Source organism: Mesorhizobium sp. CA15, from assembly GCF_020165215.1.
Lineage (GTDB): Bacteria > Pseudomonadota > Alphaproteobacteria > Rhizobiales > Rhizobiaceae > Mesorhizobium.
Genome location: NZ_JAIUHQ010000006.1, coordinates 78,252 through 96,492, shown reverse-complemented (window position 1 = coordinate 96,492; position 18,241 = coordinate 78,252). Strand labels below are relative to the sequence as shown.

Sequence of the window (18,241 nt, the reverse complement as noted above, 5' to 3'; positions counted from 1 at the left end):
AAAGGACGAAGCGAATGAAGATGGACAAAGAAGACCTCGAGGGATTCGCAACCGATCCGGACACCGACATCGAATGCCTGCAGGTTGCGCCGTTGAGCGGCAACAAAGTGGCCATCCTGTTCCTGCTCAGCGATGCCGACTACGTCACCACTGTCTCGGTGATTTTCGTCGTCGAGAATTTCGACCCCAAGAAATCCCGTGGTGCCCTGGTAACGTCTGAATGGCTGATGGCGCTCTCAGCCGCGCCTTCTGGCGAGTTGTTCGCACTTGAGGCGACCACCTGGATCTGGCGATACGCTGGTACGACTTGGGCACGTGACAAAGTCAGCGACAAAAGCCTCAGGCAGGTCTGGGCAGAGGATGCCGGAGGGCCGATCACGGTTGGCACGGACGGCGTGGCCTTCCGGCTCGTTGGGCCGCGATGGCAGGCGATTACGCCGCTCGGATCCAACGAGTACTTGGATATTCATGGACACCGCAAGCACGGCATCTATGCATGCGGTGAGATGGGCACTCTCCACCGCCTGATGGGTGCAGGCTGGCAGCCCTTGGAAACACACCGGCACGATCAGTTGCGCGGTATCGACGTCGCGCCTGACGGCAAGATCAGGGTCGCCGGCGATGACGGCGTCTGCCTTCGAATTGCAAATGACGAAATAACCGAGATAACCGCTACCGCCGACATGACTTATCTCTCCGTGCGAACCTTCAATGGCAATGCCTATTGGGGCGACGAGGCCGGGCTGAACATCGAAAAGGCCAACGCGCTTCTGCCATTCGAGGACACCGGCATTGCCTCAGACCTCCGCACGGATGGCGAGTTCCTGTACGTCGCCGGCATCGACACGGCGTGGCGGTTCGATGGCCGCAGATGGAAGACGCTGACTCTTGTCTACGATGACGGGCTTCGACTTATCTGAAACTGCCCAGCGGGGGCAGTATTTCTTTACCTCCGCAGACGAGGTTCACACTACGGACGTCTCACCAGACTGATGGCCGTTCTGCGACAGGTACGCTCGCACCTTGGCAAGGTCGAGGTCGGCAACGCGTTTCGGCGCGCCGTCGATCAGCATGCGCAAGACGAACATCTCTCCCGCTTCGGGATACTCGGCATAGAGGGCCTCAGCAATTTCCCGTCCGGCATCGCCGGCGGTCCGGAGGCCATCGAGATGAGCATCCAGCCTTTCGACAAGGCGCTCGAGCCGCTCCTCGTCCATATCGGGATTCTCGTCGGGATGCAGCAAATGATGGTCATAGACGGTCCAAAGAAACGCCGCCATTTCCGCGTGCTGACGCACGATCTCGCGCAGGACAACCTTGGGCATCAGTTGAGATTCACCGATGCCCCACGAACACGGTTGGTTGCGCTGGCATGGCTCGTTACGTAGGTGCCGCGGATCGTGATGCGTCCGTCTTTTTCCATGATGATCGTGGCCTTTCCGCAGCGAAGTTCAATGCGCTCATTTGCGTTGATCCTCACACGTTCTCCGTCCCGAACCACGTGCGGCGCATCAGATTTATGCGCGGGGTCAACAATCCGCCCGACAATCAGCGGCCGGCCTGGATCGCCCTCCTGGAAGAGCAGTGCCACCTCGGCGCCGATCATGTCCGAGGTCAATTCCGCGAGGCTTCGCGCCGACACGGCAGTTTCCTTTGGATTGCCCGGGAAAACCACAAGGGGGGAATCCTCACCGAAGCCCAGGAAAATGCCGATCACAACGCCATCAATCCGTTCTTTTGTCACCGCCATGGCCAGCCCTCAGTTCTGCTTTATCTCTGACCCCTTCATCGTGATGTCGCTCGAGGCCTTAACATTGATCTTGCCGGAGCCCTTGATGGAGATGTCGTTGCCTTCGATGGTTATGGTGCCGTCTTTCTTCATCGTAATCGCTGCGGAGCCGCATTTGAGGGCAATCGAATCGCCGGCCTCGATCAGGAATGTCTTGCCGACATTTATCTTTCCGTCCTCGCCGATTTGAACCATGCTCCCTTTGGCGATCCGCAACTCGTAGGCGCCCCCCACCTTGGTTCCGTCGTCGGCGGCGATTTCCGCACGCCTTCCCTTGCCGATCTTCGACTTCTGATCGCCGGCGATGTTGACGGTTTGGCCGCCGCCGATCGTCACGTCCTGATTTGACGCGATGTTCCAGCTGTCGTCGGCACCAATTTGGTGGCTCTGCGCCGACCCCACAGTGACCGACCGTGTCGCCCCAATCGTGTTCGTCTGCGAAGCGCCGACAGTTCGCGCTTCAGCCGCCCCCACCGTATCCACACGCGCCGCGCCCACCGTGACCGTCTGCACTAGCCCCACCGTCTGCGAGTGGTTCGCGTCGATGTTCTCCGTCGAATTCGAAACGACGTGAATCGTCTCGTTTGCCATCACCGTCAGCGACCTGTTCTTGCCCACCGTCTCGGTGTCGTTCGACCCGATATTCGTCGTCTGGTCGACGCCGATCTTGACCGTCTTGTTGTTGCCGACGTCCTCGTCGAGGTTGTGGCCGACGGAGTGCTTGGCGTCGTGGTCGATGCGGTCGGACTGGTCGTGCTGGACCGTCTTGTTGCGGTCGTGCTTGATCAGCAGGTGGTGATCCTTCTGGGCCTGGAAGTTGACCAGCTCGGAGCCGGCCTTGTCCTCGAACATCAGCTCGTTGTAACCGCCGCCGCCTTTCGAGGAATTCGACTTCCAGCCGGATTGCGTGGCGTTGCCGGGCAGCCCGTAGGGCGGCATCTGCGAGGCGTTGTAGACGCGGCCGGTGATGATCGGCAGGTCCGGATCGCCTTCGATGAAATCGACGATGACCTCCTGGCCGATGCGAGGGATCTGGATGAAGCCCCAGTTGCTGCCGGCCCAGGTCTGCGAGACGCGCACGAAACAGGAGGAGTTCTGGTCCTTCTTGCCGAGCCGGTCCCAGTGGAACTGCACTTTCACCCGCGCATATTTGTCGGTGAAGATCTCCTCGCCCGAAGGGCCGACAACGGTCGCGGTCTGCGGACCGCGCATGATCGGCCGCGGCGTGATGCGCGCCGGCCGGTAGGGCAGTTTGGTGGGCGCAACGCCGAGCACCACCTTGAAATTCTCGCTGTGAGCCTCGTTCTGGGTGCGGTAACCCGGGTCGAACAGCCGGTATTCGGCGCTGACCACCAGATAGTCCTGGTTCTGGTCGTCGCGCGGAAAGCTCTCCAGCGTGAACTTGCAGCCGGAAAAAAGGCCGCGCACCGTGCCAACCGCCGTGCTGTGCTGATGCACCGCCTGGAGCTCCTCGCGGCGGATCCCGGCGATCTTGTCGCCGCGCCCGACATCGAGATGCGCGCCGGGCTGGCGATAGTTCTCACCCGAAGCCTCCTTGTGGGCGAAAGGCTGGGCGGATTTCGCCATCAGATCGGCGCCGGGCTTCTCGAAATCATAATCCGTATGGGCATAGGCGCCCGGCCGCACCGCGCTGCCCGGAATCCACTCGGTGATGTATTCGACATCGCGCCGCGAGGCCTGGCCCTCGAAATTGTAAAGCACCTTCTCATAACCGGGCGCCGGCTTTAGCTTGCTCATCGCGTCACAGAGGATGAGCGTGTGCTTGCCCTCGTCATGCTCGAAGAAATAGAAGATGCCTTCGTGCTCGAGCAGCCGCTGCACGAAATCGAGATCGCTCTCGTCGTACTGAACGCAATATTCGCGCTGGGGATAGGACCCCTGCAGCCGCTTCTCGAATTTGGCGATGCCGTATTTCGAGAATATCTTCTCGACGATCTCCACCGCCGTCATGTTCTGGAAGATGCGGCAGTCGGTGGTGTTGCCGAGAAACCAGGGCCATGGCCTGACGGTCGCCTCGTAGAAGGCCAGGCGGTCCTCGATGCGGGTCAGTTTGAAATCCGACACGAGGCCGCTGAACCAGCGCTTCGGATCGGATTCGCCCTCGACCGAAACGACGCCACCCAGCATCTTCAACGGATCGATGTCGCGGTTCTTCGAGACGAAGCCGACCGTATAGGCAAAACAGCGGCTGATCTCATCGCGGCCGATGAGATGGGTGAAGGTCAGGTCGGCGCCCGCCGGCGTCTGCACAACCGTGGCGCGTTCGTTCGGCATGGTCGTGCCCCTCCTGGACGCGGCCGCCAGTATGATGGATTGAAGCCCCCGCTATGTTAACCGCATCACGTTCGGGAACTTTTCACGCCCACCGCACCGGACCACTTTCAGCCTAGCACATGTTTGGCGGCCGCCAAATAACAGCCGTGGCTAAACTGCCCATGCGCCGGTGTGAAACGCTGCTCTCCCGCCGCGCTCGCTAGCTGCTAGAATGCCAGAGCATTTCCAGGAAAGCTGCGTTGGCGTTTCCGCCTGGAATTGCGCGGAAAATAAGCATTTGTTGACCAAGTTGGGCGACGCTTCCGGATGTTCATCTCGCTCCAGATCAGCAATGTCGACAGGCTGCCGGCCGGCACTGTCGACAGCTATGCCGCCCGCGACCGCAGTTTCGAGATCGGCCGCGAGAATTGCGACTGGACGTTGTCCGATCCGGACAAGTTCATTTCGGGCCGGCACTGCGAGATCCGCTACCAGGCGGGTTCGTTCTGGCTCTACGATGTCTCGCGCAACGGCACTTTCGTCAACGGGTCGAGCCAGCGCATGAGCGGACCGCATCGGCTGGCCCAGGGCGACCGGCTGCTGATCGGCCGCTACGTCGTCGGCGTTTCAATCGAAGACGAACGGGCCGCGACCGGACATCCGCAGACCAGGACAGGATCGACGCAGCGCGAGCTGCCGCCCTCGCCCGGCGGCCCGTCGGTTCCCAGCCATGAGCCGTTCTTCACTCCGGCGGAACAGCGCCCGACCGGGACGGCGCCAGTCTCCAGATCGTCGGCCCCGCAGCCCGGTCCGGTGGCCCCGGCCAATCGGCCGGCGGAAGCGGACGCGATGCTGCGGGAGATTGCCAGGGCGGCGGGCATCGCGCCTGAATTGCTGCAGTCGCGCGACCCGCACGATGTCGCGGCCGAGATCGGCTCCGTGCTGAGGACCACGGTTGAGCAGCTATCCCTGCTGCTCAAGGCGCGCGCGGCGGCAAAGGTGCTCGCCAAGAGCTCGCACCGCACGATGATCGGCGCCGAGGACAACAACCCGCTGAAATTCGTGCCGGGCACTGACGACATATTGGAGATCATGTTCGCCAGGCGCAGAGCCGGCTATCTCGATGCCAGGCGCAGCATCGAGGATGCGTTCCGCGACCTGAAGACCCATGAGATCGCGACCTATGCCGCCATGCAGGCCGCGCTGTCCAGGTTGCTTGACGACCTGTCGCCGGAGGCGATCGCCAGGAAGATCCCGCCGGCTTCCTTCTCGTCCAGGAAGAGTCAGGCCTGGGATGCGCTTGTCGCGACCTGGCGGACGATGGAAGACAAGCACGAGAACGGCATGCTGGATGTCTTCCTCGCCTATTTCGCCGAAGCCTACGCCAAGGCCGACAAGCAGAAATAGCTGCGCGGCACGACCGCGCCGGCCGTATGTGACGGGTCTCATAGAAGAAGCCGCCCCTTCGAGCATCTTGCTCTCCGATTTCAATCGGCGGGCCGTTTCAATTGGGTATCCGGGCGACTAGAATGCCCAGGGACGCTTGCCCGGCGGGCAACGCGGCGTGGCTTGGGGCGTGTGCAGCAATGTCATGTTTCGGCGAGATGAGCCTGTCCATGCGGTGCACCGCCGAGGCTCAGGCTGGAACGCGTTTCCCCGGACCAAAACCTGCTCATTGCAATTCGAAGGCGGGTCGTCGCCGATGAGTTCCAAGGACGATCCTTCCAGGTCGGCGGATAGAACCGTCATCCGCGCGCCGCGGCCGAAGCAGAAGCCGCTTGCGGCTCCCGAGAGATCCGGTCCGGAAGGCGCACGTCCTGCTCCATCGCCTGCCAGCGAGGCGACAGTGTTCGACCCCGGCGGCGGTCGACAGATGCCAACCGGTTGGTCGTCCGGAACCGTGCTGTTTCAGGGGCCTGCCCCGGGAGCGGTGGACAATGCGACGCCGGGGCTGCCGCAGGACGCCGTGCTCGCCGCCGCCGAGGGCGTGCGATATGCCGCGACAAATCCGATCCTTGCCGCGGCGGCGCCGCTGCTGATGCTCTTCGGCCAATTGCGGCTGATACCGGTCGAACGGCAAGCCGCACCCTTGGCGGAGCGTATCGCCGATGCGATCGAGACCTTCGACCGCGCGATCGCCAAAGCCGGCGTAGCCGAGGAAGACGCACGCATCGCCAAGTTCGCCCTTTGCGAAACCGCCGACGACCTCGTCGGCAATCTACCTTGGTCGGACAAGGACAGCTGGCTTCAGCACAGCCTGGCGGCGCGGTTCTTCCACACCCAACCGACGGGCACGGGCTTCTATGGGGCGTTGAACAAGATTCTCGCCAAGCCGGAAGCGCATTACGACCTACTCGAATTGATGCATGCGTGCCTGTCGCTGGGCTTCGAAGGCCAGTATCGGGGGCTGGCGGGCAAACGAAACATGCTCGAACGCGTCCGGCGCGACGTCTACGACACGCTGCGCTACCTCAAGCCGCGCGCCAATGATGACATCTCGCCTCGCTGGCAAGGCATGGCGGCGGCGCTGCCGAAGGCAAGGGCGCGGCTGCCGCTCTGGGCGGCAGCGGCCGCCGCGGCGACGCTGGTGACAGCGGCCTTCTTCGGGCTGCGGGTGCTTATCGCCGACGAAGGCGACGCGACCGCCGGCGAATTGCTGGCGCTCAACCCGTCGACGCCCGTCACCATCGAGCGCGCCAGCGTGGCGGCGCCCACTGAGCCCGCGCAAGCCAGCCCGCCACCGCCCGCGGTTCCGGGCACCACCCAGATCGACCGCATCCGCGCCGCACTTGCCAAGGAGATCGCCGGCGGCGGACTGAGCGTCGGCGAGAAGGGCGAGTTCATCGTCGTCGAGATCAACAACCAGCTTTTGTTTGCGCCCGGCCAGGCGGAGCTGAAGCCGCAGTTCCAGCCTGTCGCCGCCGACATCGCCACGGCGCTCGATGCCGAACCCGGGCCCATCAATATCATCGGCCACACCGACAATGTGAAGCCGAAGAAATCGAGCACATTCAAATCGAATTTCGATCTTTCCGTTGCCCGGGCGAAGGCCGTCCAGGCGATGATGGCCAAGCAATTGAAGGACCCGTCGCGGCTGAGCGCCGACGGCAAGGGCGAGGATGAACCGATCGCCGACAATGGCACTGCGGAAGGCCGCGCCAGGAACCGCCGCGTCGACGTGATGATCCCGAAACAGGAGACCCTGCAGACGAGCGCGGCGGCGGAGAACGGCAACTGATGCGCTGGATGCTGCGGATCTTCAGCCTGGCCGCGCTTGCCGGTTTCTCGGCGGCGGTCTGGTATGCCGGGCCGCTGATCCGCTTCGCCGATACGCGCCCGCTTGGACCTGTGTGGCTCAGGGCCACCATCATCGGCGTCACCATCGTGGCACTCGCACTGTTCTACGGGATCCGCTTCTGGCAGCGGCGCAAGGCGCAAAAGGCGCTCGAAACGGCGATCGTGCGCAGCGACGAACGCAACGACGATTCGCAGGTGCTTGAAGCGCGCATGAGCGAAGCCATCGCGACGCTGAAGCGGACGAGCGGCAAGCGCAATTTCCTGTATGACATTCCTTGGTACATCATCATCGGCCCGCCAGGCGCCGGCAAGACGACGGCGCTGGTCAATTCCGGGCTGAAGTTCCCGCTTGCCGGCTCCGGCAGCGCGCAGCCGCTGGCTGGCGTCGGCGGCACGCGATCCTGCGACTGGTGGTTCACCGACGAGGCGGTGCTGATCGACACGGCCGGCCGCTATACGACGCAGGAATCGGACCGCGAGCGCGACAAGGCAAGCTGGCTCGCCTTCCTGGGACTGCTCAAGAAGCACCGCACCAGGCAACCGATCAACGGCGTGATCCTCGCCATCAGCCTTGCCGACCTGATCGGCTTCGACGACCGGCAACTCGACGCGCATGTCGCCGAGATCAGGAGCCGCCTGCGCGAGCTGCACGAGACGCTGAAGGTCCAGTTCCCGGTCTATCTGCTCTTCACCAAGGCCGATCTCATCTGCGGCTTCATGGATTATTTCGGCGATTTCGACGAGGCGCGCAGGCGCAAGGTATGGGGGGCGACGTTCCAGACCGCCGACCGCACCAAAAACATGGCCGGCGAGGCGCCCGCAGCCTTCGACGAGCTGGCGAAGCGGCTCGCCGAAGAAGTCGCCGATCGCTTGCAAGAAGAGCCCGACCCGGTGGCGCGGATCGCGCTGTTCGGCTTCCCGGCCCAGTTCGGGGCGCTGAAGAACCGGATAACGCAGTTTGTCGGCAGCCTGTTCGACACATCGAGGTCGCAGGTCAATGTCAGCCTGCGCGGGCTCTATTTCTCGTCCGGCACGCAGGAAGGAACGCCCTTCGACCAGGTGTTGGGCGCGATCGGCCGCAGTTTCGGCAGTGCCTCGCAGGCGCATCTTTCCGGCGCCGGCAAGAGCTTCTTCCTGCACGACCTGCTGGCCAATGTGATCTTCCCGGAATCGGGCTGGGTGTCCTTCGACCGGGCGGCCGAGCGGCGCGCGCAGCTCGCCAGGTTCGGCGGCCTTGCCGCGATCGCGCTGGCGGCGTTCGCGGCGCTCGGCATGCTTGGCTTCAGCTTCTTCGCCAACAAGGCGCTGATCGCTTCCACACGCCAAGCCATGGCGCATTATCGCGACAGCGCCGATAGCCTGCTCAAGAGCACCACGGTGACGGATGTCGACCTCGAAAACGTCATCGGTCCGCTCGACCAGCTGCGCAACCTGCCGGCCGGTTTCGAAAATAGCGACCAGGGAAAGCCGATCGAGGAGACGTTCGGGCTCAGCCAGCGCGAGCGGCTGCTGTCGGCCTCCAAGACGGCCTATCGGCAAGCGCTGGAGCGGACCTTCCGCTCGCGGCTGCTGCTTCAGGCGGAACGGACGATCCAGGCCAGGATGGCCGATCCGATCGCGCTCTACGAGCCGCTCAAGATCTACCTGATGCTGGGCGGCAAGGCGCCGAAGGTCGACGACGAGCTGATCGTGTCCTGGATGAAGCAGGACTGGGAGGAGAACCGCTACCCCGGCGAGAACAATCGCGAAGGCCGCGCGCAGCTCGAAAAGCATCTGCGCGCCATGCTTGCGCTTGACGACGCCTATGATCCGACCTTCGCGCTCAACCAGCCGCTGGTCGAGGCCGCGCAGCGCTCGCTCGGACGCATGAGCCTCGCCGACCGCGCCTCGGCGCAGATCAAGTCAGCGGTCTACGCGGCAAAGCTGCGGGATTTCTCCATCGCCGCGAAAGCCGGTCCGGAAGCGCAGTTGGTGTTCGAGCGCACGGATGGCAGCGAGCTCGCCGATCTTCAGGTCCCCGGCCTTTACACGCGCGCCGGGTTCAATGGCTTCTTCCTGCCGCAGCTCTCGCGCATCGCGCAGATGCTCGTCGATGACCAGTGGGTGCTCGGCGGCGGCGGGGAACAGGGCGGCATCGACCAGGACCTGCCCAGGCTCGGTCCCGAGCTCATCGACCGCTACGGCAAGGAATTCGCCGCAGCCTGGAACGGCGTGCTCGACCAGTTGAAGCTCAAGGCGATGCTGAAGGACAAGCCGCAATATCTGGCGCTCTCCGCCCTCGCCGCGCCGGACTCGCCGCTCGACCAGCTCTTCACCGCGATTGCCGATGAAACCGCATTGACGAAGGATAGCGGCGCCGACGGCGATATCGGCACGGCGCAGCAGGATCCGGCTAGCATGGCCAAGGGACTGGCTCGCATCGGCCTGCAGATCGCCGGCGGCAAGTCGCAGAGCCGCGCCGGCGCAAGCTCGGCCGTTGCACAGAATGCCGGCGCTAGCATCGAGGTGCAGTTCCGTTCGTTCCAGGCGCTGGTCGGCGGGGCCGCCGGGCGCCGGCCGCTTGATGCGCTGACGCAGAACTTCCACGACATTTTCCAGAGCTTGAAGCTCGCGGCCGATGTCCCCACACAGACCGAACGCATCAACGCCAATTTGCAACTGCAGATCTCGACGCTACGGGCCAATGTCTCGCGCCTGCCGAAGCCGCTGGCGCGCATGGTCAACGCGGCGGCGGACGAGCTCGAAGGCAATGTCGCCGAGGCCTCCGTAGCCAACCTCAACCAGACGCTCGACCAGACGGTGACGCGCGTCTGCGAGGAGGCAGTCAACGGCCGCTATCCCTTCACACGCGACGGCACCGACGAGATCTCGATGGCGGATTTCACCAAGCTGTTCGCGCCGGGCGGCCTGATGGACCGCTTCTTCGCGCAGAACCTCGCGCCGCTGATCGACATGACCGGCCAGGAGTGGACTTGGAAGCAGGACGCCCGTTCCAGCCGCGACCTGGCCAAGTCGACCTTGAAGGCGTTCCAGTCGGCGGCGGAAATCCGCGGCGCCTTTTTCCCTTCCGGTGGCTCGGTGCCCTCGGTGTCGATCACCATAACGCCCGCCTCATTGAACAGCGAAGTCGACAGTGCTTTGCTCGACGTCGACGGGCAGACGGTCCAGAGCGCCCAGGCCGGCAACGCGCCGAGCATCGTGACATGGCCGAGCGGCGCCGCTTCCGGATCGGCGAGCCTCAGCCTCGTGCCGGAAATGCCCGGCCGGGAGTCCGCGCTCAAATTTGAAGGACCATGGGCATTGAAGCGGCTTTTCGACAAAGCAACCATCACCGGCGACGGCGCCAACACCGAAGCGCGCTTCGTGATCGGCGGACGCGATGTCGCCTACACCATCCAGGCCGGCTCGGGCGCCAATCCGTTGCTGCTGCCGGCCTTGTCCGGCTTCAGCTGTCCGAAGGCGTTCTGAGATGGTCGGTCCCAGCCTTCATTTCGGTACTCTAATACATACGCTTGTGGCAGAGTGGCCTGGGCACGCGGCCCATGGCTGGTCACAGAGGACGCCTGCTGAGCGCTTGGTGGCAAATTGAGTACTGTCGCCTTCCCCATCGACAGCTTCGGCGTGAGCCACAAGGGCTGCGTGCGCGACCACAACGAAGACAATTACCTCATCGAGCCGCAGACCGGGCTGTGGGTGGTGGCCGACGGGATGGGCGGGCATGAGGCCGGCGAAGTGGCCTCGGCCAGCATCGTCGACCATCTGGCGACGATCGGAATTGCGAGCTCGGCGCCGGATCTTCGTGCCCGCTTCGAGGACAGGCTCAGCCGCGCCAATGCCGAGATCCGCAACATATCGCGCTCGCGCGGCATCACCATCGGCTCCACTTTCGCGGCCCTGCTTGCCATGGATGGGCGCTTCGCCTGCCTGTGGGCCGGCGACAGCCGCATCTATCTCGTCCGCAACGGCTCGATCTTCCAGGTTTCCAAGGATCACACCGAGGTGCAGGAATTGCTCGACCGCGGCATGATCAGCGCCGAGGAAGCGCGCGTCTGGCCGCGCCGCAACGTGATCACGCATGCGATCGGCGTCAGCGACGAGCTGGAGATCGATTTCCAGCAGGGCGAGCTGATGGCGGGCGATGTCTTCGTTCTGGGCACCGACGGATTGACCGCGCATGTCAGCGACGCCGAGATCGAGGCCGCGGTCAGATCCGCCACGCCGCGGACGGCATGCGAGAACCTCTTGAAAACCGTGCTGGCGCGCGGCGGAACCGACAATGTGACTATCGTGCTCGTGAAGATCGGCGACGGGCAGAGCGGCGCGCACCATTCGGATCGGTCCGCAGCGGAGGGGCTGGCCGGATGAGCGACGACGACAAGACACGGCTGTCGACGAACGTCACCTATACGGGTGTCGGCACGCAGCTCAGCGGCATCTACGAACTCGACGAGAGGATCGCCTCCGGCGGCATGGGCGAAGTCTATCGCGGCCACAACATCCAGACCGGCGACCATGTGGCGATCAAGATCGTGCTGCCCGAATTCGCCCGCGACCAGACGATCCTGTCGCTGTTCCGCAAGGAAGCATCGATCCTCAATCATCTGTCGCATGACGCGGTGGTGCGCTACCACGTCTTCACCATCGATCCGGGGATCGGCCGTCCCTATCTTGCGATGGAGTTCGTGGACGGCCAGTCGCTGTTCGACGTCATGCGCCGCGGGCCGATGCCGGGGGATGATGTGCGCCGGCTTTGCCATCGCCTCGCCTCGGGGCTCGCCGCGGTGCACCAGGCAGGCGCTGTCCACCGCGACCTCTCGCCGGACAACATCATCCTGCCCGGCGGACGGGTGGAGCGCGCCAAGATCATCGATTTCGGCATCGCCCGGTCGGCCACCGTCGGCGGCGAAACGCTGATCGGCGGAAAGTTCGCCGGCAAATACAATTACGTCTCGCCCGAACAGCTCGGCCTCTATGGCGGCGAGGTCAGCGAGCAATCCGACATCTACAGCCTCGGCCTGGTGCTGGCCGCGGCGTTGCGCGGAAAGCCGCTCGACATGAGCGGGTCGCAATATGAGGTCATCGAAAAGCGCCGGGCGGTGCCGGACCTGTCGGATATCGATCCCGATTTCCGCGAGCTGATCGAAGCCATGCTGCAGCCGGATCCGCGCGACCGGCCGGCCAGCATGGCCGAGATTGCCAGGGCCTCGCGCGGCGAGGATCTCGAGGCGACATTGCCGCCGCCGGTGTCGTTTGGGGCACGCGAACGCTCCGGCCTGCCGCGCGCCGGTTGGACGGCGCTGCCGGATTCCAAACCGCAGCCGCCGGCGTCTCCCGGCGAGCCCCGCTTCGTTGAGCATGTGCGTCCCGCACATCTGTCGGAGCCACGGCCCGCGCCGGCAGCCGCCCCGGCCAGTGCGCCCGCACCGGCCGCACCCAAAAAGACTTCGCGCATGCCCGCCATCGCCGGAGGGGTCGCGGCTCTCGCTGTGCTGGTTGGGGGCGGCGTTTATTTCAGCGGTGTCCTGGCGCCCCCGCCGGCAACGGTAACACCTAAGCCACTGACGCCGAAGCCGGTCGCCGAAGCCGCCAAGCCGGCGGCCGAGGCGCAGCCACCGGAGGCGCCGAAATCTCAGGCGCAGGCACCGGCCGCGGCTCAGCCGCAGGCGCCGAAGCCTGACGGCGCCGCCACCATCGAGACGGCGAAGCCGCCTGTCCAACCCGATGCGGAGGCCAAGACGCCCGTCGAGAGGCCGGCCCGGCCTGCCACTCAGCCGGAGAGCGAGGCCAACAGCCAACCGCATCTCCCACAGGTCGAGACCAAACCGGCGCAACCGCCGGCGGCGCAATCGCCGAAGCCTGCGCCAGCTCCCGCGCCAGCGGCCGCCGAAAGCCACAAGCCGGCGCAGCCTGCAGGCAAGCCGGCAGCCAAGACGCCGGAACCGAGCCAGGCGGCTGAGAACAAGCCGGCGCAGGAGGCAAGTCCGCCGGCGGCCAAGCCGAGCGTAAAAGAGCTCGTGGAGATGCTTTCCAAGTTGCCCAAGCCGGCGGCTTCCCCACCTCCAGCTTCGCAAAGCCAGGCATCGACGCAGCCGACGCCTCCGCCGGCCGAGCCGAAGGCGCAGACCCCAACACCTAGTCAGCCGGAAACGCCGATCGCGCCGGCACAACCAGCGCAGCAAGCGCAGACACCGGCGGCCAAGCAGCCCGACAACACCGACGTTGCCATCAATGTGCCGAAGCCGGCGCTTCCTTCAGCGGAAGACGACATGATCAAGTGGAACGACCAGCGCTCCTGGGTGCGTGATTTCAGCGGCGGCAGCTGTTTTTACGCGAACGTCACTTCCGGACCTGGCGCCACCCCGACGATCGAGGGATACGCAACGGCGGTGCAGCCCTTCGAACAATTGCTCAACGATTTCCAGACGAGGTTCCATGTCGAGCCGGACATCAGCGTGCGCCTGATCACCCCGCCGCAGTGCGGCGTGCCCACCTTCCTTCGCTTCCTCGACCGAAGCTCGGCTGCAAAGCCACAGCTTGTCCTCGACCGGACATCGGTCCCCGACGGATCGCCGGTCAGCGGCGCGCTGTATACGGGCGGCGGGCTTGTCTCGAACATCATGCTGATCGACCACAAGGGCATCGCCTTCAATCTCGACGACCGCATGGTGCCGCAGACCGACAAGGTGACCTTCAACATCCCGATCGGTCTCGCTGCCGCGGACAAAGCAGCCGGCAAGGCGGTGCCGCAGATCATGCTGGTGATCACCGGCCCCAAGGACATCCAGGCTGCCATGTTCTCCAGACCGACGCCGGCCTCGGAGCTTTTGCCGAGGATCCTCGAGGAGATCGAGGCCGATGGATCGCAGTTCTCCGCCACGGCCACCTATTTCCGGCTTGGCGGATAGCATGAACGCCGATGGACCTTCGCCGCCTGCGTTATTTGCACCAGCCCTCGCCACGCAAGCAGCGTAACCGGCTCCGATTGCCGGGCCGCATGACGCTTGTGGCGCTGCTCGGCGCGGCGCTGTTCTCGATCCTTTCGCCCGGCAAGGCGCATGCCGAATTCACCGTCTGCAACCAGACGCTCGACGTCGTCAATCTCGCGGTCGGACAGAAGGTCGACAATGCCGACCAGACGGATGGCTGGTGGACCATCGGCGCCAACCAATGCGTCAACGTCATCCGCGAGGAGCTGGCCAATCGCTACATCTACCTCTACGCGACGGACGTCTTCGGCCACGCGATCCTCAACGGATCGACCGAGATGTGCATCGACCGGCGGCGCTTTTCGATCCGTGGCATCGAGGAGTGCTGGCAGCGCGGCCATATCGCGGCGCGTTTCGTCGAGGTCGATACGCAGGAGCAGGTGCGCTGGACCTACTTCCTGACCGGAAGCAGCCCGTGACGCACTCGATCGACAGGAGCTTCAAACAGAAGAAGCTGGCGCGCTTGGCCGAGCGCCGGCGCAAGCTCTGGCGCGGAATCCTTGCAGGGGCCGCAACGCTCGCCGTCGTCGCTTTGGCCACCGGCTTCTACCTGACCAAGGACTATTGGTCGTTCGGCGACGAGGACGAGGAGTTGCATCCCGTCGAGGGCATGGAAGACGTGCCGCCCGACGCCTCGGTCTATGTACCGGCGATCATCGACCTCGCCGGCGATCCGATGTGGATCACGCTGGCGCCCGATGCCGACAGCGCGACGAAAGGCAAGACCGTCGCGCGCCCTGCTGAGCTCGACAGTTCCGGGGCTTCGCCGCAGATCGAGATCCTGTCCGACGTGATGCTGAGCGCCAGCGAGAAGTTCATGACGACGATCCCGTCGACGCAGGAGGATTTCGCCTTCTTCCAGGCGCAGCGGCAGGCCGCTTCCAAGCCTTCGGCGGCGACGCCCGACGACGCGCAACCGGCACCGCCCGCTCCGGCCGCGGCGCCAGACGATCAACAGGGCGATCCGCAGGGCGACCTCGAGAACGACCTCCAGGCGGCGCCTGACGAGAGCGACGCCGGCCCGGCGCCCAAGGCCGACGCCGACGATCCCGAGGCCGGCTGGGGCGAGACCATCGACCAGGGGGAAGCCGCGCTCCCGGCTTTCAAGAAGACCGCGGTCGAGAACAACACGACCGTGGCGACCGTCGCCAGCGAATACCAGCGCTTCGAGGCGACCGAGGATACCTTCGTGAAGATCCTCAACGACCGCAGCCTGGACAGCGTGGCACTCGACGCGCATTTCTCCGCCGACGACGCGAAGCTTGCGGGCGAGGCGCTGAAGACGCTGTTCAACCGCGACGGGCTGGAGCCCGGCTTTGTGGTGGCCATGCGCGGGTTCCGGCCGAACCGCGAGACGACGATGATGTCGCTGATGCAGGTCTCGATCTACGCCAAGAATGTCTATGTCGGCACGCTGACGCGCAATGCGGCCGGCGCCTTCGTGTCGGGCGTCGACCCCTGGGTCCGCGAGGACCTCTTCAACTATTCCGGCGCCTCGGACCAGGGCGGGCCCAAGCGGCAGTACCGCCTGCTCGACGCGATCTATTCGACGGCGGCGCGCAACAAGGTGCCGACCAGCGTCATCGGCGAGGCGATCATGTATCTGTCGCGGGGGCAGGATCTCGATGCCTTTGCCAGCGAGGACCAGCGGCTGGTGCTGATCTACTCGCAGACGCCGCGCGGCCAAGGCGAGATCTCCGGCCGGGTGCTCTATGTCGGCGTCCAGGGCGCGCAAAAGAGCCTCGACTGTTTCGTCTTCCAGCAGAGCGATGGCCAGTATGCCTGCGTGACGGGTGACGATCAGGTGCGATCGCTGACCGTCACGAACGGCATGGTCACACCGGTCGCCGGAGTGATGACCTCGACCTTCGGCCCGCGCAAGCATCCGATCCTCGGCACGGTTCGAATCCACAAGGGCGTCGACTGGGCGGCTCCGGTCGGCACACCGATCGTGGCCGCCTTCGACGGCGCGATCTCCTTTCAGGGCGATGGCGGCGGCTACGGCAATCTGGTGAAGATCACGCATGCCAACGGCCGCGAGACGCGTTATGCGCATATGCAGAAATTCGCCATCGCCAGCGGGGTCGGCACCAAGGTGAAGGCCGGCGACGTCATCGGCTATATCGGCACAACAGGGCTTTCGACCGGCCCGCATCTGCATTTCGAGCTCTACCAGAACGGCGAGGCCATCGATCCGCTGGGCACGGTCACTTCGGTCGCCACCGCGGTTTCCGTCAGCTCCGGCGGCTCAGGCGATTCCGCCGTCGAGACGCTGACCGACCGGATCGTGCACGTCGAAAGCGGCGGCAGCGCCCGTGCCAAGAACCCGCTTTCGTCGGCAACCGGCGCCGGCCAGTTCATCTCCAAGACCTGGATCCGCATGATGAACACCTATCGTCCCGATCTCGCCCGCTCGCTTTCGACCGCCGACCTTTTGGCGCTCCGCTACGACGCGACGCTGTCGCGCGAGATGGTGCGCAACCTGGCGCGCGAGGGAGAAGCCTATCTGCGCGCCCGCGGCCACCAGATCACCGCCGGTCGCCTCTATCTTTGCCATTTCCTCGGCATGGAAGGGGCGCATCAGGTGCTGGCGGCGCCGGGCTCGTCGCAATTGACCGCGGTTCTGGGATCAGCCGTCATCCAGGCCAACCCGTTCCTTACCGGCAAGACCGCCAGTTATGTCGTGGACTGGGCCGAGCGGAAAATGGGGCAGAAAGCGCCGCGCGTGCTGACTGACCAAGGCCAGCCGGCGACGACAACGACCGAAATCCGGCAGACGTCTCCGGAATTCGAAAAATACAAGCAGGCGATCACCGCGCTGATAGGTTCGATCCAGAATACGCTGGAGCCCGGCTAACGGCACTGCACAGGGATTTTGACCTCTGTTTGCGTTGGCAGATGGCATGCATTGAAGATTGGCCGAAACGCCCATCGCGATCGTCATTCCAGGGCGGAGCGGGAGCGAAGCGACGCGCGCAGACCATGGAATGACGAGGTTGGGGCGGCTTCAATCAATTCCCAGCGTTTGCGCCGATTTCACGGAAATGATCAAGGCGCTGATCTTCGGCACCGGCATCGCGGTAGGCGGTGCGCTCAAGAACTGACCGAGGACAAAGCCCGGCCGGTCGGCGGGCCGGCTGTCTCGCCATGAGCCGTTTGGAGAGGGGCGGCCGCCTATTGCGTCCTGATCCGCATTTCCACCCGGCGGTTGACCGGATCGTAGGGATTGGCGACGCGCGGATGCGACTTGCCCAGGCCGATCGGCTCGAGGCGGGTCGATTGAACGCCGTTCGCTGTCAGGAAGGCCGCCACCGATTGCGCCCTTCGCTGCGACAGGTCCTGGTTGTAGCGATCCGTACCGGTCGCGTCGGTGTGGCCTTCGACGACGAAGCTGAACGTGCTCAGCCTATTGTCCTTCAGCGCCTTGGCGAACTCGTCCAGCTCCGTGCGGGCGGTCTGGTCGAGCTGGGCCGAATCCAGGGCGAAATTGATCATCATGTCGAGGCTGCCCTTTTGGGGCGCCTCGTTCTTGTCGGCTTTGCTCTTGCACTCTTCTTCGGTGCCGACGCAGATACCCCGCGACGCGCCAAGATTACCCTGGCCGGCGAAGAACTTCACGATGTCTTCCGATTTCTGTAGCGGATCGGCAAAAACGTGCGTTGAAAAAAGCACGGTCGCCAATGCCAAGGCTGAGCTGCCCCACCGCATGACCGTCACTCCTGTTTGAGCGGGTTTCGCTGGCGCGCACCATATCAAATCTTGAAGCGATTGTGTGTGAACAAGCGCACGTTGCCGATGGCCGCCACCTGCTAAAAGCTAGAGCATGATGCCGAAAAATATGAAGCGGTTTCGGGCGGCATCATGCTCTAGTTCTTTGATTTAGAGACGGGTTCAT

At 64.3% G+C, this 18,241-nt stretch carries 13 protein-coding genes; 9 read left to right on the top strand and 4 right to left on the bottom strand.

From position 1 onward, the window contains the following. Positions 1-14 precede the first annotated feature (14 nt). Positions 15-920, top strand: a complete 906-nt coding sequence (locus tag LB515_RS12980; protein ID WP_224707950.1) for a hypothetical protein — start codon at positions 15-17, stop codon at positions 918-920. Positions 921-965: 45 nt separating this feature from the next. Here the strand turns inward: LB515_RS12980 and LB515_RS12975 are convergent, their stop codons facing one another. From LB515_RS12975 to tssI, 3 genes are read right to left on the bottom strand one after another with little or no spacing between them, the layout of a single operon-like run. Beyond that, positions 966-1,325 (bottom strand): hypothetical protein, encoded by a 360-nt coding sequence (locus LB515_RS12975; RefSeq protein ID WP_140844104.1) that lies wholly within the window; start codon positions 1,323-1,325, stop codon positions 966-968. Continuing rightward, entirely contained in the window at positions 1,325-1,750 is a 426-nt protein-coding gene (locus tag LB515_RS12970; RefSeq protein ID WP_140844102.1) for a DUF6484 domain-containing protein, read from the bottom strand. Before LB515_RS12970 ends, LB515_RS12975 begins: the two co-directional genes overlap by 1 nt. A gap of 9 nt (positions 1,751-1,759) precedes the next feature. Further along, on the bottom strand, positions 1,760-4,084 hold the full coding sequence (tssI, locus tag LB515_RS12965; RefSeq protein WP_224707949.1) for a type VI secretion system tip protein TssI/VgrG: 2,325 nt from the start codon (positions 4,082-4,084) through the stop codon (positions 1,760-1,762). A gap of 306 nt (positions 4,085-4,390) precedes the next feature. On the opposite strand from tssI, the gene tagH reads away from it, so the two are divergent. The 8 genes from tagH (at position 4,391) to LB515_RS12925 (ending at position 17,450) form a co-directional block, all read left to right on the top strand. Continuing rightward, a complete protein-coding gene (gene tagH, locus LB515_RS12960) occupies positions 4,391-5,470 on the top strand; it encodes a type VI secretion system-associated FHA domain protein TagH (RefSeq protein ID WP_224707948.1) in 1,080 nt (359 codons plus the stop codon). A 295-nt stretch (positions 5,471-5,765) separates the two neighbouring features. Beyond that, on the top strand, positions 5,766-7,301 hold the full coding sequence (tssL, locus tag LB515_RS12955) for a type VI secretion system protein TssL, long form (protein WP_224707947.1): 1,536 nt from the start codon (positions 5,766-5,768) through the stop codon (positions 7,299-7,301). Continuing rightward, the gene (gene tssM, locus LB515_RS12950; RefSeq protein WP_224707946.1) at positions 7,301-10,828 is read left to right on the top strand and encodes a type VI secretion system membrane subunit TssM; all 3,528 of its coding nucleotides are present in this window, start codon (positions 7,301-7,303) and stop codon (positions 10,826-10,828) included. The genes tssL and tssM overlap by 1 nt, the downstream gene beginning before the upstream one ends. Before the next feature lie 117 nt (positions 10,829-10,945). Continuing rightward, positions 10,946-11,725: a PP2C family protein-serine/threonine phosphatase gene (locus LB515_RS12945; protein WP_224707945.1), complete on the top strand. Its 780-nt coding sequence runs from the start codon at positions 10,946-10,948 to the stop codon at positions 11,723-11,725. Then, entirely contained in the window at positions 11,722-14,265 is a 2,544-nt protein-coding gene (locus LB515_RS12940) for a serine/threonine-protein kinase (protein WP_224707944.1), read from the top strand. The genes LB515_RS12945 and LB515_RS12940 overlap by 4 nt, the downstream gene beginning before the upstream one ends. Before the next feature lie 11 nt (positions 14,266-14,276). Continuing rightward, positions 14,277-14,765, top strand: coding sequence for a DUF1036 domain-containing protein (locus LB515_RS12935; protein ID WP_411969133.1), 489 nt, complete (start codon positions 14,277-14,279; stop codon positions 14,763-14,765). Continuing rightward, positions 14,762-17,203, top strand: coding sequence for a M23 family metallopeptidase (locus LB515_RS12930; RefSeq protein ID WP_224707943.1), 2,442 nt, complete (start codon positions 14,762-14,764; stop codon positions 17,201-17,203). Before LB515_RS12935 ends, LB515_RS12930 begins: the two co-directional genes overlap by 4 nt. 58 nt (positions 17,204-17,261) lie before the next feature. Then, positions 17,262-17,450: a hypothetical protein gene (locus LB515_RS12925; RefSeq protein WP_095765833.1), complete on the top strand. Its 189-nt coding sequence runs from the start codon at positions 17,262-17,264 to the stop codon at positions 17,448-17,450. A gap of 70 nt (positions 17,451-17,520) precedes the next feature. Here LB515_RS12925 and LB515_RS12920 read toward each other — a convergent pair whose 3' ends face one another. Further along, positions 17,521-18,054, bottom strand: a complete 534-nt coding sequence (locus tag LB515_RS12920) for an OmpA family protein (RefSeq protein ID WP_181174843.1) — start codon at positions 18,052-18,054, stop codon at positions 17,521-17,523. Positions 18,055-18,241: the final 187 nt, after the last annotated feature.